The sequence below is a fragment of the Ktedonobacteraceae bacterium genome (assembly GCA_035653615.1).
Lineage (GTDB): Bacteria > Chloroflexota > Ktedonobacteria > Ktedonobacterales > Ktedonobacteraceae > DASRBN01.
Genome location: DASRBN010000005.1, coordinates 45,583 through 62,364, shown reverse-complemented (window position 1 = coordinate 62,364; position 16,782 = coordinate 45,583). Strand labels below are relative to the sequence as shown.

At 53.5% G+C, this 16,782-nt stretch carries 11 protein-coding genes; 3 read left to right on the top strand and 8 right to left on the bottom strand.

Annotated elements, in window-relative coordinates:
- Window positions 1–367: 367 nt before the first annotated feature.
- Both VFA09_03550 and VFA09_03545 read right to left on the bottom strand, forming a co-directional pair.
- Window positions 368–1,180 (bottom strand): hypothetical protein, encoded by an 813-nt coding sequence (locus tag VFA09_03550; GenBank protein HZU66328.1) that lies wholly within the window; start codon window positions 1,178–1,180, stop codon window positions 368–370.
- Window positions 1,177–1,380: a hypothetical protein gene (locus VFA09_03545; GenBank protein ID HZU66327.1), complete on the bottom strand. Its 204-nt coding sequence runs from the start codon at window positions 1,378–1,380 to the stop codon at window positions 1,177–1,179. Before VFA09_03545 ends, VFA09_03550 begins: the two co-directional genes overlap by 4 nt.
- Here VFA09_03545 and VFA09_03540 point away from each other — a divergent pair.
- Window positions 1,372–2,418 (top strand): homoserine dehydrogenase, encoded by a 1,047-nt coding sequence (locus VFA09_03540; GenBank protein HZU66326.1) that lies wholly within the window; start codon window positions 1,372–1,374, stop codon window positions 2,416–2,418. The two genes, VFA09_03545 and VFA09_03540, sit on opposite strands and share 9 nt — an antisense overlap.
- A gap of 96 nt (window positions 2,419–2,514) precedes the next feature.
- Here the strand turns inward: VFA09_03540 and VFA09_03535 are convergent, their stop codons facing one another.
- The 3 genes from VFA09_03535 to VFA09_03525 form a co-directional block, all read right to left on the bottom strand.
- On the bottom strand, window positions 2,515–5,568 hold the full coding sequence (locus VFA09_03535; GenBank protein ID HZU66325.1) for an FtsX-like permease family protein: 3,054 nt from the start codon (window positions 5,566–5,568) through the stop codon (window positions 2,515–2,517).
- Window positions 5,569–6,483: 915 nt separating this feature from the next.
- Window positions 6,484–8,319 (bottom strand): ABC transporter ATP-binding protein, encoded by a 1,836-nt coding sequence (locus VFA09_03530; GenBank protein HZU66324.1) that lies wholly within the window; start codon window positions 8,317–8,319, stop codon window positions 6,484–6,486.
- Window positions 8,316–10,166 carry an ABC transporter ATP-binding protein gene (locus VFA09_03525; protein ID HZU66323.1) on the bottom strand — a complete coding sequence of 617 codons (1,851 nt, stop codon included), beginning with the start codon at window positions 10,164–10,166 and terminating at the stop codon, window positions 8,316–8,318. Before VFA09_03525 ends, VFA09_03530 begins: the two co-directional genes overlap by 4 nt.
- 226 nt (window positions 10,167–10,392) lie before the next feature.
- Here VFA09_03525 and VFA09_03520 point away from each other — a divergent pair, with 226 nt between their 5' ends.
- On the top strand, window positions 10,393–11,376 hold the full coding sequence (locus VFA09_03520; protein HZU66322.1) for a YafY family protein: 984 nt from the start codon (window positions 10,393–10,395) through the stop codon (window positions 11,374–11,376).
- A 2-nt stretch (window positions 11,377–11,378) separates the two neighbouring features.
- Here the strand turns inward: VFA09_03520 and VFA09_03515 are convergent, their stop codons facing one another.
- From VFA09_03515 to VFA09_03505, 3 genes are all read right to left on the bottom strand, one after another.
- Window positions 11,379–12,557, bottom strand: coding sequence for a lysylphosphatidylglycerol synthase transmembrane domain-containing protein (locus tag VFA09_03515; GenBank protein HZU66321.1), 1,179 nt, complete (start codon window positions 12,555–12,557; stop codon window positions 11,379–11,381).
- A 19-nt stretch (window positions 12,558–12,576) separates the two neighbouring features.
- Window positions 12,577–14,220 carry an O-antigen ligase family protein gene (locus VFA09_03510; GenBank protein ID HZU66320.1) on the bottom strand — a complete coding sequence of 548 codons (1,644 nt, stop codon included), beginning with the start codon at window positions 14,218–14,220 and terminating at the stop codon, window positions 12,577–12,579.
- A 138-nt stretch (window positions 14,221–14,358) separates the two neighbouring features.
- Complete coding sequence (locus tag VFA09_03505) at window positions 14,359–15,309, bottom strand: UDP-glucuronic acid decarboxylase family protein (protein ID HZU66319.1); 951 nt, start codon at window positions 15,307–15,309, stop codon at window positions 14,359–14,361.
- 190 nt (window positions 15,310–15,499) lie between these two features.
- Here VFA09_03505 and VFA09_03500 point away from each other — a divergent pair, with 190 nt between their 5' ends.
- Window positions 15,500–16,492: an ornithine cyclodeaminase family protein gene (locus VFA09_03500; protein ID HZU66318.1), complete on the top strand. Its 993-nt coding sequence runs from the start codon at window positions 15,500–15,502 to the stop codon at window positions 16,490–16,492.
- The last annotated feature ends 290 nt before the right edge of the window (window positions 16,493–16,782 follow it).

The window sequence follows — 16,782 nt, the reverse complement described above, 5'->3', positions numbered from 1 at the left end:
TAAGGTGCTTGCTGTATTGTTAGTAAGTATAACGGAGAAGCGGGGTAAGTGTCAAGGGCTTATTGTTGAGAAAGTTGATAATGTTTGTACCCAACAAAGGATTGCGGTTCCACGGAGTCGCCCTGGCATCCGATACCATGACGAAAGTTGTGTAAGAAAACAAGCAGGAGAAAAACAAAGCAGTGCATGTTTTGGGCAGACAATCTCAGAAAGACTTCTGAAGGAGTTGTCTGTAGTGCCCTGTCTTCGTTCTCTGGGCTTCTCATCCGCACCCGGGTCCCTCTGTCTTCTGACGAGCTCTCGTCTTCAGGCCTGCACAGGATGATAGGATCGCGCAAGCGTTGCAGCGAGAGCCGTCCCGATCCCCTCACGACTCCTGAGCCGACCCAGTGTCAAAGGGAGAAGCGTCCTTGGGAGGTGCCTGCATCCTGCCACGTGAGCGCAAAAGCTCCACGAGCGGGCGAATGGCGACAATGACGGCAACCATTGGAATTGCAGGCAGGAAGATCATCTGCGTATTGCCTCCACCCTGCATGAACAAGAGGTTCCAGACGAGTCCACCGAGCAGCACAAGCGCCACTCCAGCCACCAGACCGAAGCCGAGCTTGCGCTGAGTGGGGTCGTTCTCTCCAAGAACACGCGCCTCGTGGGTCACCCACCCAAGCAAGAGAGCAATGATGATAGGTTGGGCAAGAAGCACCAGAAGCAACGGAGCCGCGAGAAGTATCTTCACAAAAAATGGGCCAAATTGTTCCATGGCGGCGACAAGAGGGAGGAGCAACAACAGCCACAACGGGCGAAGCAGACCCAGACGCCCACGCGGACTTGCTCGCCAGGCCTGAGAGAGAAGTGAGCCAACGGCCCACCAGGCCAGGACGAGGCCGGCAACAACAAGGAGGCAACTACTCACCCACACCACATTCTCCCAGGCGGCCAGAGGTGGGCCGTCTCCTGCTGTTGCCACTGCGAAGAGGAAAATCCCAACAGGCATCACCGTCGCCGCGAGCAGAGCGGCGAAGATTCTTCTGAGATGGATCGCGTTGGGATGGCTGGCACGCTCCTGCCGCGCCCGGAACGTCAAGTTCAAATGCAGGTGCAGATGGATGTGCCTGTCCTGCTGCTCTGGTGCTTCAAAACGCTGGCGCTGGCCTTGCGGCTCGTAGCGTAACGCATGGATCATCGCCGATCTCCTTCCCCGGCGCGTGCCGAGACCCTTTTCTGGCTATTGTACTCCAGAGCAAGGCCGGTGACAAGAGCAAGCGCCCTGAGCTGTTCGTTTTCCTGATTCGAGATGGCATCCGATAGCAAGAGCATGTTAAAATGGCTACCAACGATCTGTTCTATTTCTAACCAAAGGAAGCGTTCCGCTATATGAAACATGTGCGACTCGTCTTGATAGGTTTTGGCGTTGTGGGCCAGGGATTTGCCCGTTTGCTCTCCGACAAACAATATCTGCTGAGGCAGCAATATGATCTTGATATTACTCTTGTGGGTGTGGCAAATGCTCGTCACGGCTTTATGTATCGGGAAGATGGGCTGGATTTAGAAACGTTGCTGGCACTTGCAGCCTCGAAGCAACCATTGATGAGCTATCCAGGAATCGTGCAGTGGACGAACCCATTAGAGGGACTGCGTGCCATAGATGCGGATGTGCTGGTGGAGGCAACGCCTACTAATTTGCGGGACGCGGAACCGGGCATGAGCCATATACGGGCCGCGCTATCACAGGGGATGCATGTGGTGACCGCGAACAAGGGGCCTGCTGCGCTCGCTGGCCTTGAACTGCTTGAATTGGCACGCCAGCATGCCGTGCAACTGCGTATGGAAGCGTCGGTGATGGCGGGTACACCGGTTCTGAGTACGATATGTGAAGGTATGGCAGGCGCACGGGTGCAATCCATTCGGGGTATCCTCAATGGCACGACGAACTATATTTTGAGCGCGATGGCAACGGGCCGGGATTACGCCGAGGTTCTGGCGGACGCGCAGGCACGGGGATACGCTGAGACAGACCCTACTGCCGATGTCGAGGGGTATGATGCCGCGGCCAAGACGCTTATTCTGGCGGCGCTTGTATTCGGGCGCTCGCTCAAGCCCGGTGAGGTCGCGCGGCAGGGCATTACCACGATTACGCACGAGCAGGTGCGGCATGCCACGGAACAGGGACAAAGAATTAAGCTGGTGGCTTCGTTACGCCTGCTTACTAATGAGAATGGCAAGGCAAATTCCCTGGAGGCCTGCGTTGAGCCGGTTGCTTTGCCTTTGAGCGATCCGCTTGCCCGCGTTGATGGTGTGATGAATGCGATCTCGATCCAGACCGATACGCTTTCAGAGGTGACGATTATTGGACCGGGCGCAGGGGCTATGCAGACGGGACAGGGATTGCTGGCGGATGTGATTGCGTGCGCAAGAGCGTAATTTATTTTAGGAAATGGCGTCCCACGCTTTTCGTGATTGAGTGGTTTTTGTTCGTCGAGGGTAGGGTCGCACATGGCCAGGATGATGACAATAGGCCTAATCCTCGCTCAGTCGCAATGCCTGGCCAACGGATGAACGTGAGACGACGCGCACCATTATACCAAGGGCAATTACACATATAACTAGAAGAATTCCCAGGGCTATACTTATTAGCGAGATGGGTAGCACCACTTGTACCGGTGGCACATCCTGCATGATGTAAAACTGTCCTGCGCTGAGCGGACCGCTACCGCTGGTGGTAACAACACTCGTGAAAACTAAGGCGGGCAAGGCTATTATAGAAAAGAGTACACCAAAAGCAACACCTGGTACGATGGCTGTGGCATAGACGATGCTTTGCTCCCAAATCAGTACGCCTGTTACCTGGCGTGGTGTACTGCCCAGGGCACGCATGATGGCAAAGTTCCCCAGGCGGCTGCGCGCACTCAGCCATGAAAGCACCAGATTGCCTACAACAGCCAATAGTAATGCTGTTGTTGCTGCTATGATCAGCACACCTATGAGCGCTAAATAGAGCGGGTCGGTATTCAGATTTTCGATGATGGCGCGGCGGTCGTTGATGCTCTCCAATTGCATCATTCCCTTACTCAGAGCTGCTCGTACACTTGCCAGCGATGCAGCGTCATTACGTGTCCGCAGCCATATGTTGGTTGCTGTGATACCCACGCTATTGACTTTCTTTGAATAGCTGTCATAGCTCGCGTAGTCCACCAGCACGCCGCCAAAGGAGGCAGTATCGCTCGTTCCGCCGACTTCGGTGGTATCATTTACTGTTGGAATATGGTCAACCTCGGCAATCACTACCATGTTGACCGGGTCATTCACGTTGTTTATGGTGAAATGCGAACCAATCGATAGGCGCAACAGGTTCTGCATCGCGGCATCAATAATGGCCGGAACTGCGTTGCCTGAATTTGCCATAGCTCGATGCGCTATCAGTTGCGCCATGAGTGATGTAACGGATTGCGGCGAGTCGTGGGCCATCCAGATTGTAGTCTGGGCATAGGTAGCAGCATCCACTGCTCGCAGGTCCACATTTATCGTATTCTGCGAGGCTGGTATAAAGTTGACATAGCCGATGGTAGCCGAGGTGACTCCTGGAATGTGACGGTACACAGCCTCCTGTTGTATCCAGGAATCAAAGCTGGCGAAGCTGTCTAACTGGAACGCTCCGCTGAAATCAGACCCTACCTCGTAGGCCGCCAGGTCAGGAATGCGCTGCGCCTGCGAAGCGGTGAACGATAGGGTAAAGATGCTGAAAGCGATGGCGAGTGCTAGCAGCATAGTTATGCGCAGCATTTGGCGCGGCGTACGGGCCATCTGTGCCAGTGCCAGCATGGATGTGGCACCGCGGCAGCGCGAGGCTAACCATGAAGCAAGGTGCAAGACGAGTGGGAAAAGCCGCGACATGAGCAGCACACCCCCCAATAACAAGAAGAGCGCCCCCTCTACAGTTACTGCTGGCAATACCAGCACACTCACGCGCGTATCAAGCACGCCCGCATCTGTCACATACAACGAGAAGCCATAGGCAACCAGCGCGATTATAGCTGCCATGACATCCAGGCGCATGCGCTGCCAGAGAGGTCGATACGTCGAGCGAGCAGACTCGCGGCGCAGAGCCAGCGCACCCACGCGAATAGCCTGCCCAATCGAAATGATCATGGCGAGTACACCAGCTCCTACCGTCACCAGGGCCGACCAGCGCAGTCCCCACGCTACCTGTGCCACATTATTCGTAACCAGGTTGATCGCGCCTTGATCGGGCAAGGTCAGTGTACCCAACGCCAGGAATCGGGTGGAAGCAATTGCCAGCAGAGGCCCCACAATGAGTGCAATCAAGCCCACAGCTATGCACTGCATCATTAATGAGGCGAAGATTTGGCTACGGCTGGCTCCGCGACTGCGTAGCAACGCAATGGCCTCCGACTGGCAATCTACTAGCAGGCCAGTCATCAAGCTGACAAAGAACAACACCAGGGCACCAATCAGATAGGCAAGACTCATCAGGGGTATGCGCACTACTGCAATGCGGTTACGGTAGTTTGTTATTACATCGAGAGGGCCAATGGCCGAGGTCCTGCCTACAAAAGGAGGATCGACCGACCTGCTCGAGAGGTTATCCAGCGCAATAATGAGGCTATTGGCCAGGTCATTTAGCTTATTGACATCAAAGCGTGAGGCGTCGAGCGGATAATACCAAAATAATTCGAGTGGTGTATTGAGGATCGCCGGGAATGCGATCGCATTCGCCGGTATATTTGTACTCAACGTGCGATCCAGCACAGAGAGGTAATTATCGTTGGAGACGAGTACCGGATAGCGTGTTGGAGGCTCCCCTGATCCCGATGGCAGCGAAAGCGGCCCGGCTTGAAAGGTTTCACCATGCCAGAACGGGTCATTCCTCTCTGGAAGAGTGAAGAGACCAACGATGTATAAGGGCAGGTTGATCAGGATCCTTTGCCCGGTTGTGGCTTGTGGTAGATATATGTAAAAGCCGAGCTGCACGTAAATAGTTGATCCCAGTGTGGCATGCAGGATGGAAGCGGTCTGCGGCGTGACAGCGACCTCGATGCGTTGAGAAAGCGCCTGAGGAAGATGCCCCTGCACAATTTTTACATGAGATGCAGCTTGCGGCATTGAAGAGCCTATCAGCGCTACCTGGTCATGTGAGGGAGTCAATAGAATCTTCCCTCCCAGGCCGGTCGTCCGCACGAGATGCACAAGGGAATTCTGGACGGAAAATTGTTGGGGAGCATCGATATATTGCTCCAGGTATTTGTGTATGACCTGGTCGAGTTGCTGTCCAACGTTCTGGATCGATTGCCGGGAGAGCGTTCCGGCAGTACCATGTACAATGACATACGGCCCGGTTGATGATGAGCCGAGTGTGTTGCGTAGACCCGCACTCATAGCAACTTGTGCATAAAGTGGCACCGCACAGACAAGCACGACTGCGACGATGATACCTGCCCCGGTGACGAGGAGTAAGCGCCATGTCTGACGCAACTGCCAGAGCGCCAATGTCAGAATCGGGAGTGGTGCGGTTAAGCCACCACGGCGCAGCAACCGGTTAGTTGGACGTGCCATTACAAACTCTTTTCTTAGAGCAATGGTCCTGGATGAAGTGACTTTACGAAAAAAGTAGTAGTACTTGAGAGCCTTGTAGGCTAGAGGAATCGTGACTACATAACTAATGAGAAGTTCCTAAAAGCAGGATTGCAATTAAGAGTACACCCACTACCACCACTGTAAAGAGGATAACAAGTACGGTTATCTTCCAGCTTCCGCGGCGTTTATCTGGCGCAAGATCAAGCATCAACCGTTCCCGATGCCGCTCTATCAAGATCTGTTGGTCGAAGGAGTTTGGGTTTTGCATTGGGTTTAGCATAGTGATTTCCCTCTTTCTATCTTTTTGCCAAGGCAGAGATAGAACTACAGCAATATTCAAGTTAATATATTGCGCTATTTTTAATGCTAACAAGTATCAATTTTCAACAAAGCTCAATGGTATAAAGCGAACCGGCAAGCTATGTGGCTGGCATCCCGGCGTCATCAATGACTCTACGAGCCTATTTGATCGCATTGGTAGTGGGTACTCCCCACTCATTACATTTTGCAATAAAAATATAACACATCGTTAACAATTTGTCAATGGTGTATTTATTTTTGATCAAAAATAAATACACCATTGACAGATTGATAGAGCAGTAATGATAAACTTCTGATGAAGAAGAGTTAGCACATCTGAATCACCCAATTCCTCTTCTTTCGACAGATGCGGCTCCAGTGCTTCGTCAAGGGCGAGGTTTCCTCTCGTCAGGGTCTGCTTAAGACAAGCCTTAAAATTGGCATTGACCGCGTTCCCACTTGCCACCCCTCTTGAGTCCCGACTTGCTGATTATGGGCGAAACAACGGTACCTTTCACCAATTAAAACAGTTAAACTGATCAGATAGATGTTTCAAGCAAGGACAGACAACAGGCAGGCAGTAATCGACTTACCTCACTTCGTCTCGCTCATTGTATGCCGGAAGCCCATGGCGTATAAGGAAGCGTACATGCCGTCGAGTTGTAGCAGCTCTGCGTGCGTGCCCTGCTCAACGATGCGACCATTTTGGAGTACGACGATATTGTCCGCGCCTTTGATGGTCGAGAGGCGGTGCGCGATTACCAGGGCGGTGCGGCCATGGAGGAGACGGCGCAGGCCCTGCTGCACCAGCACCTCGGTAAAGGTGTCGATGTTGGCGGTGGCTTCATCCAGGATCAGGATGCGCGGGTCGGCGAGTAGGGCGCGCGCGAATGAAATCAGCTGGCGCTGGCCTACACTGAGATTGCGCCCGCGCTCGCGAATAATGGTATCGTATCCTTCTGGAAGCTGGATGATAAGATCGTGTACGCCGACGGCTTGAGCGGCTTCCATGACCTCCTGGTCGGTGGCTTCGAGGCGACCATAGCGGATGTTGTCGCGAATGGTGCCGGTGAAGAGGAATGGCTCCTGCAATACTACGCCGATCTGGCTGCGGAGGGAACGCTGCGTTACGTCGCGAATGTCGTGACCATCGATCAAGATGGCACCGGATTGTATGTCGTAGAAACGGGCTATGAGTCCGGCGATGGTGCTTTTGCCAGCGCCCGTAGGTCCTACAATAGCGACGGTCTGGCCGGCCTTGATGTGCAGGTTCAGATCATGCAGTACAGGCAAATCACGAATATAGCCAAATTTGACGTGGCGGAACTCGACATCGCCTTTTATCTGTGGCAGGTCTTGCGCACCGGGCCTATCTACAATTTCGACGGGCATATCCAGAATCTGGAAAATGCGCTCTGCCGCGACACCGGCACGCTGCAACTGAGTGTACTGCTGGCTGATATCACGAATGGGATCAAAGAAACGGTTGATGTAGAGCGTGAAAGCGACGAGCGTACCGACGGTGAGCGCTCCATGCGCTATTTGTATGCCACCGTAGACGACGGTGAGGGCGATTGCCAGAGCTGCTACGACTTCGACGAGCGGCAACACGAGCGCGGCAACACGGCTGGCTTCGAGATTGGTATCGCGGTTATAGGAGTTGAGTTCGTCGAATTCCGCGCGGTTGCGGTCTTCGCGCACCAGGCTCTGGATCACGCGCATACCGGAGATGTTCTCCTGCAAGGTAGCGTTGACCATGGAGATGGCAGCGCGCGTGCGGCGGAAGGAACGTTGGGCAAAACGCTGCCAGAAGGCGGCGATACCGATCATGACGGGCAATACTGTAAAGGCGAGCAATGCCATGAGGGCGTTCATCGCCAGCATTGCCGCGATGATGCCGACCAACGCTACCAACGAGCCAAGCATGGAGAGCAATCCCGAACTCAGCATCGACTCCAGCACATCGATGTCGCTTTGCAGGCGCGACATGACACGCCCGACCTGCGTGCGATCATAGAAGCCCAGCGAGAGTTTTTGCAGATGCACGAACATATCGGAGCTGAGACGATAGAGTACCTGCTGCCCGGCCCATGACATAAACCAGACCTGCCAGTATTGCGCCTGCCACATGGCAACATTGACCAGCAGCAGAACAATGCCGATGATGGCCAGGCCCCTTAAATCGTTGTGGCCAATGAATTTGTCGATAGCCACGCCGATCAGGTAGGGATTTGCCAGGTTGAGCGCCGTGTACACCAGCATTAAGAGGACGCTGGCGATTGTTGCGCGTTTGTGGCGCGCAACGTATGGGGCGAAGCGCGCGATGAGATTCCACTCGAAGTTGCCTGAGATGTTCTCGTCTGACCTTTCGAGCGTATTCTCCTGCCAGAATTTGCTTTGACGGTAAGAAGTGTAGGTTTTGAGCTTCATCGCGTGACCTCCCTTCGCTCCTCAGTTGGGGGTATGAGATCGCCGGGTTCAAATGCACCCTGATCTTCCTCCTCGCGCTGTTCCTCATCCTCTGAGGAGGCTAACAAGCGTGCTTCAAACTCTTCCTGCTCGCGCAGCTGCAAGTCGTATAATCTGGCATAAGCTCCACCTTGCGCTAACAGGGTCTCGTGGGTGCCGCGTTCAATGATTCTGCCTGCTTCGAGCACGATGATCTGGTCGGCATGCTTGATGGTGCGCACGCGAGAGGCGACGACAAACGAGGTGCGCCCGCGCATGACGGCATCCAGGGCCTGCTGGATCAGATACTCGGTCTCCATATCGACGCTGGAGGTCGAATCGTCGAGGACGAGGATACGAGGGTTCAGGAGAATGGTACGGGCGATGGCGACGCGCTGCTTCTGGCCGCCTGAAAGCGTGACGCCGCGCTCGCCGACCCAGGTGTCGTAGCCATCGGGCAGGCTGGCGGCGAAATCGTGGATGCGGGCAATCTTTGCCGCCGCGATGATCTCCTCGTCCGTGGCATCGAAACGGCCAAAGGCGATGTTGTCGCGCAGGGTGGCGTTGAAAAGGAAGACGTCCTGCAAGACCAGGCCGATATTGCGGCGCAGGGAGGCCTGCGTTACCTCGCGCACATCGTGTCCATCGACCAGGATACGGCCGGCGGTTACGTCATAAAAGCGGGGCAGCAGGTGCAGAATCGTACTTTTCCCAGAGCCTGTGGCACCCAGAATAGCGATGATCTGACCGGGCTGCGCATCAATATTGATATCGTGCAGCACTTCTCGACCGTTGCCATAGGCGAAAGAGACATGCTCAAATTGTACGTGACCCTGTATATCTTGTAGTTCCAGCGCGCCTGGAGCATCAACAATGGCGGGTTCAGTATCCATGACGCTGAAGATGCGCGTGCCGCCGGAGAGGCCGCGCATGAACCAGGTGACCATGAAGCCGAAGGTGCGTACAGGCGTGTTCAACAGAAAAATGTATTGTGTGACGGCTACCAGCGTGCCGAGGCTGAGTTGATGGCCGATGGTAGCAACGCCGCCGATCCAGACAATCAATACAGTGATGACATTGAGTGCGAGCACCATTAATGGCTGATTCCAGGCCGAGAGCCGCATAGCGCTCAAATTAAGTTCGCGTAGTTCAAGATTTTTCTTTTCATATTTCGCTATTTCGAAATTTTCACGCGCGAAGGCTTTGACGACTCGCACACCGCTGAGGCTTTCCTGCATGACAGTACCTAACGCGCCGGTTTCGTTTTGCACATCCAGCCAGATTGGTCGCAGGCGGCGGGCAACCTGGAAGGAGAGAAACGCCAGGACTGGTACGCAGAGCATTGTGACCAGGGCCAGGCGCCAGTCAAGCCGGAACAGGATGATGCTGACGGCGCCGAAGGTCACTATTGCCAGCAGACCGCGCAGCAAACCGAGCGGGATAAAGTTACGCACGGCCTCGATATCAACGGTGAGGCGCGACATCAACTGTCCTGTTTCTGACTCGTCATGGAACGAGAAACTGAGCCTTTGCAGGTGGTCATACAACTGGTCACGCAGGTCATAGCCTACGAGACTTGATACGGCCTGCGAGAGGTAGCCCTGGCCATAGGCGAAGAGGCCACGCAAGGCGCTGGTTCCCAGTATGGCGCCAGCGGCCAGCAGCAAGGGGCCGATTTGTCCATCCGCGAAGCCTCTATCGATGATCCACGCGAGTAACCAGGGGACGATCAATCCAAAGCCGGTTGCAAGGCCCAGGCAGACAACAGAACCTGTTGAGTAGAGCCAGTGGGGTCGCAGCAGGGCGATGATACGCATATAAATGCGCAAGTTGGCTTTCCAAGAATTAGTAGACATAGATGTAGTAGGATTGTCCTTAGTTGAAGGAGTCACACCGTTTTCCTTTCGGGAGATTCTATGGCTAAGAATATCTGTAGGTGATGGCAGTATATAGTATAATGAGTGACAACTGGTTGTCAGTCTTTTCTGGGTTTTCCTGGCCTCGCTAAGAAATTGCGTGTAGGGTCATTTTTGTAATTACAAGGCTAATGTGCATATGCAAAAGTCTGAACGGTTGATGGCTATTACCTTGCTACTCCATGCGCGGGGCAAAATGACTGCCAGGCGCCTCGCCGAAATTCTGGGGGTCTCAACCCGCACCATTTATCGCGATGTAGATACGCTATCGCTAGCGCATGTGCCGGTGTCGATGGACTATGGGCCGGGCGGCGGCTACTATCTGCCCGACGACTACCATTTCGAGTCGGCAATTTTCACGCGTGAAGAGGCGGTTTCACTGGTACTGAGCGCAGATATGGCCGGAAATTACAGCCTCTTTGCTGATGATGACGGATTGCAACGCGCGCTTTTAAAATTGGAGGCGGCGCTGCCTGAAGAGTATCGTGTCGATGTAAAGGCGGCCAGGGAACGGATTCTGTTTGATACGTCCGCCTGGTATGAGAGTTCGACATCTTCTGCCGTCTATCTCGAGGAGATACGCCTGGCGATACTTGGTTCTTGCCGGCTGCAGGTGCTCTATCCGCAGCCGTGCCAACCTTCATCATTGGAATGGATGCGAGTCGATCCTTATGGGCTGGTTTACAAGGGGTTGTCGCGCCGACACGCGCGCACGGGCATCTGGTATTTTGTGGGCTTTTGTCATGGCTGCCAGGATTTTCATACGTACCGCGTGAGTTTCATCGAAGACTTGAAAGTGTGCGAGGAGAAGATGGAGCGACGGGCGGATTTCGACCTGCGAATTTACTGGCAGGAGGCCCGCAGGCATATTGAAGAGCAGATGCAGCCGGTTGTTTTAAAGCTGCGCGTTCAAGCCCCTGCGCGTTCCGCTTTGCGTGGTGACTACAGCGTATTGGATGAAGAGCCAGATGGAAGTGTGGTGGTGCATGTGAATATGGAATCGCTGGAAGAGGCGGTTTCATATGCGCTTTCATTGGGATCGGATGCCAGGGTGCTTAGTCCCAGGCAGGTGCGCGAAAAAATAGCCGCTACTGCGCAGGCAATAGCGGCTTTGTATGATTGACGCTATTTTTGAGCAACTGCTGGTTCTTTTTGCACAGTTATGCTCTGGTTGATCCGCTTCTTTTGCCTGGCTGTTTGCCTACCAAAGGCGACCATGAAGAGGATGAAGCCAAAGATCAGGATGCTGAAGAGGCTAATTGAGCGATCAAGCAGTATGGCCGCGGCGGCAAGGCTCAAGGTGTTGGGATGGAAGAGGGCGATCATGGCAAGCATGCCGCCTTCGACCAGTCCGACGCCGCCGGCAGTGAAAGGCACGATGGTGAGCAATGACTCACCAAGGGCGATGAAGAGCGAGGCGACAAAGATCTGCCCAATATTGCCATTAAACAGGTGCAGTGACAGCGCGACAAAGAAGAAACGCAGCGCTTCGAACGACCATACAGTGATGGTCAATCCTGTCAGGGCGGGTACGCGTTTAAATGAGCCGAGCGTCCCCTCCTGGAAGTGGTTGTAGTGCCCATGGAAGCGCTCCGGCACGATTCTTCCGATATGGGAACGAAACAGGCGCAGCGCGATCAAACTTACAATGCCGACCATTACCAGCGCCAGCGTGGCATACAATCCAAAGCGCAGTTGTGTGGGTATGTTTTCGTGCAGGCTGATGATGGCCGCCGGGATGAAGAGGAGCAGCAGGACGATAAAATCAAGCAGGCGTTCCGCCAATACGGTGCCAAATGTGCGTGTTGCCGATACTCCGGCCTCTTGCCGTAAGAGATAGGCACGATATAATTCACCCAACCTTGCAGGGACAACTACATTGGCAAAGAAGGATAGATAAATGATCTCTAAAAGCTTGAAGAAGCCGGGTAATTTAATGCCATTTGCACGCGTAAAGCCGGCATTTACCAGCAGCATTCTCCAGCGCACGGTTCTGATGGGAAACGAGAGGTAGTAGACAAAAAAGGCTACTAAGTAGAAGAGAAGGTTGGCCGAGCGTACTGTATCCCAGGTTTGCTGGGGATCAATGTTTTCCTTATGTACAACATACACGAGAGAAGCGATGACGATAACCAGTGGGATGATTGTACGCCAGTTCAACAGTCGCTTCCCCAGCGATAACTGATCGCGTGTGATTTCCGGATCGCCGCCTGCCTCTTGTGACTGGAGAAGTTCGGACTTTTTTTCCTCTATATCTTCGGGCTGATTTTGTTCAGATGCACTACTCTTATCAGACGTAATCAAAAAAAACCTCCATTGCCGCTTAATCCATTGGGGCGGACGTTACTCTCTCTAGACGGATAAGTGCGATGAGTAGTAACGCAATTAAACTTGTTAAACTATGAACATAGAGATCATCAACGATGTTATGTACGCAAACCGTCAGAAGAGCGGCGAAGAGGCCAATAGCTAAGGCTCTATCGTTCGCGAGCTGGCTGACAATTTTAAAACGATTTTGCCGCCGGTAATGTTGCATCATTCTGACGGGATGCAAGAGTAAGACCAGCTTATTACGGGTTCCCAGCGGGGCCTCAATTGCGGGCCGGGCCTCGGGCGCATGAGCTTTTGCCAGGGCGTACTTTCTAGATATATTACGAACTACCCCTCCCGCAGCGATGAAGATCGCGAGCAAGAAAAGGATATAGACGATCAATCCTATTGAACCGGTTTCAGCAGCGATATTGATGTAATAGTTATGAGCATGGCCCAGAGAATTGGTGAAGATAGTAATAAAGTACTGTGGATAGGCATCCGGATAGTTGCCAATGCCGACGCCGAGGATGGGATGAGCAAAGTACATGTGCAGGCCTGCGATCCAATGCGCCAGTCGTTCCGCTGTGGAATAATCCTGAGCAGTTGGCTGCGTCAAAGATATTTGCACGAGTCCGAGGATGTGCAAGATTGGATTGAAGATGGTGAGAGGAATGAAGCCGGCCAGTAATGCTTCTACAAAGGCAAAGATAGCAAGAATTCCAACTCGCATGAGGGTGCGTATCTGAGGCATACCGACCAGTATGATAAAGACGAGGGCGGTGGCAAGCGCCATTTCTCCGCCACGCGATTGCGTCAGGTAGACGACGATGCCCAGCAGGATGGTGGCGGTTCCGGCGAGGATGCGAGTCAGCCGACCACGACCCAGTAATGCCACGGCCAGGACGATGCTCAAGGGCATGTTAATATAGCCCGCGAAAGGGTTGGGCTGATCGAATGTGCCGTAGACACGCAGGCTGGCATCGCGCACAAACGCTTCTGGCCCGATATTGTACAGGTACTGAATATAGCCATAAAAGGCCTGCGAGATGGCTGCAAGGCAGATGAAAATGATCATCGTCCAGAGCTGGCGGCGGGTGCGAATATATTGCGCTCCTATCACCAGGAGTAGGAGAAATTCCAGCCATTTGCTGATCTCTTTCAGACTGTCACTTTTATTTAATGCGACAGTGACAGAAAGAAACATTACGCTGAGCAGGGCCAGGGTTGCCAGCACAAGATACGCCGGAATATGTGAAAGCGTGCGATCCCGCGGCCCTGCCATATATGAGGGGAGTGCATAACTCAGGAGCCAGCCGGCAGCCAGGAATGCAACGAGAATGTCCGCGCTATCGACGCGCAGTCCGGCCAGGGTGATGTAGTCGAGCGAGCCCCAGGGTATGGCTAGCGGTAGAAGGTAGAGCGCTGTTCGCGGGCGCAGGATAGTCCAGCCCAGGACGACAAGATAGAGCGGTAAACGGATATTCCAGGGAGCAGGCGGAGCGAGCAAGAGAAAGATTGCAAGAAGGGCCCCTATCAAACCGATCAGATTTGATGTTGTGATATACTGCCGGAACCCGTCGAATGTTATGCCGGTTCTGGTAGATGCTAAAGGACGAGTGGCTCTATCGATGCCACCGGTACCGGGAATATTCATGGATCTTATTTTCTATTTCATTTTGCACTTGCTCTTACCTTTTCGCATATAATGGCCCCCAGGCGGGCAGGCACTATCCCCACGGACCACCCATAGGGACGCGGCAGCAGCGAGACTCCTCACGTGCAGGGATTGAAACTACAAGACCGTTGTTAAAAAGGTTCGCTGGCTGCTGAACCATTCGATGGTACGACGCAAGCCCTCTTCCATGCCGACTTTGAAATGCCAGCCGAGCACGCGTTCGGCTTTTGAGATATCGGGGCGGCGGCGCTCAGGGTCATCCACGCGCGCAGGTTCGTAGATAATTTCCGACGAGGCTTCGCACAGGCGGATAATCGTCTGGGCATATTCATAGACAGTATGCTCTTCTGTATTGCCAAGGTTAAATAGTTCGCCTGTGGTGTGAGGCTTGAACATGGCCAGTAGAAGGCCCTCGACCAGATCGCTTACATAGCAGATGCTGCGGGTTTTGGTACCGTCGCCATAAATAGTGAGCGGTTTGTCTTGCAATGCCTGGGTGATGAAATTCGGTATCATACGGCCATCATTGGCCTGACTATTAGGGCCATAGGTATTAAAGATACGGACGATGCGAGCATCGACATGATATTGCCTGACATATTCCATGGTCAACGTCTCGCCGAGGCGCTTGCTCTCGTCATAGCAGGCACGCGGCCCAACCGGATTGACATTGCCCCAGTAATCTTCTGTCTGGGGATGTACAAGCGGGTCTCCATATGCTTCAGAGGTTGAGGAGAACAGGAACATGGCGTTTTGCTTGCGGGCCTGTTCCAGCATCTGGTATGTACCCTGACTGTTGACGAGGATGGTGGCAATGGGATTTTCCAGGTAGCCAACCGGGCTGGCCGGACTGGCGAGGTGAAAAATAGCATCGGCTTCAAAGGCAAAGGGTTGGGTCACATCTTGCAACAGAAAACGAAATTGCGGGTTTTCGAGCAAGGGCTGGATATTGGATTTTGAACCGGTGATGAGATTATCAACACAAAGGACGCTATGTCCTTCTTGTAAGAGACGAGTGCAAAGATGGGAGCCAATAAAGCCTGCTCCTCCTGTAACTACAACTTTCAAGAATTGAACCTCCAGATTCGTTAGAATGCCTTCTCTAGTCGCATGCAGGATATCATACTGAACAGGATTAGGGAAGATAGGAATCTTTTGTTGTTACTCTTGCGAGACGGTTTTATTTATCATATTGTTTGTATTGCCAAACGATTCGCGCCTATGATGGTAACGGCTTTAGGAAACAGGGAGCATTCTTATGGCTCTGATACTTTCGCGCGCTGATATGGAACAATGCCTGGATATGACGGAAGTCATCGATGCGATGCGAGTCGCATTTCGCGCATTGAGTACAGGTTCCGCTCAGGCTCCACAACGCCAGGCAATCGACCTTGCGGAAGAAGGTCTGGCGTTGCTGATGCCCTCTTTATTACAAACTGTGCGAGAGCAGGCTTTCGGTCTAAAGATAATTACGGTTATGCCGCGCAATCCGCTTCGGAATTTGCCACGCCTCTGTGCTACAGTCTTGCTGCTGGATGCGGCAACCGGCCAGACGCTGGCGATTATGGAGGGTAACTGGCTGACTGCCATGCGCACCGGGGCAGTCTCCGGGCTGGCAACCGATTTGCTGGCACGGCGGGATGCTAACATTCTGGCGCTTTTTGGCGCGGGCACACAGGCGACCACGCAGGTGATGGCAATTTCCGCGGTGCGTCCTTTGCGCGAGGTGCGCGTTGTTAATCGCAGCGACGAACATTTCTTGCACCTACAAAGCAGGCTACAATCGCTGCTCGGCCCGGCCTGCCCGCCTGTAGTGCGAGCAGGCTCTTCGCGTGAAGCGCTGGAGGGCGCGACCCTGGTAGCATGCGCGACGGCCTCTACTGAGCCACTTTTCCAGCGGCAAGAAGTGGGAAAGGGAACGCACATCAACGCGATAGGCGCGTTTACGCCTGAGATGCGCGAGGTGGATGGCGAGATGCTGGCACAGGCGCGCATCGTGGTTGACCTGCGAGAAGCTGCACTCAGCGAGGCAGGCGATCTACTGCAACCGCTTGCCGCCGGTCTGATTCCTGGGCCGGAGAGCTGGATTGAACTGGGTGATTTAGTGACGGGGAAGCAGGTAGGACGAAGCTCAGAGGATGAGATTACGTTCTTTAAATCCGTGGGGGTGGCTGTGCAGGATGTCGCTACAGCACTCTATGTTTATAGAAAGGCACAAGAGCTGGGCAAGGGGATCGAAGTCGAGGTTTGAAAAGAGGGCTGTTTCAGTGTATGAAAGTGAGCCAAAAAAGAAAGTATGCGGGCCCCCCCGGTCCCGCATAATCTGGAGGTAGTTTTGCTAAGAGCAGTCCATCTCACGTCAAGGACTTGAGTTCAGGAATTGAGAAACGGCGTATAGTGATAGTTATTGCTCACCATATCCTTTTCCCAACCTTCTCTTGATTTTACCTCGTCGTTCCAAGTATACTGTACTCCGGCAGAAATACGAGGGATTTGGTAACGCATCGTCTACTCATTGTCTACTCAGGTATTAAAGGGCAT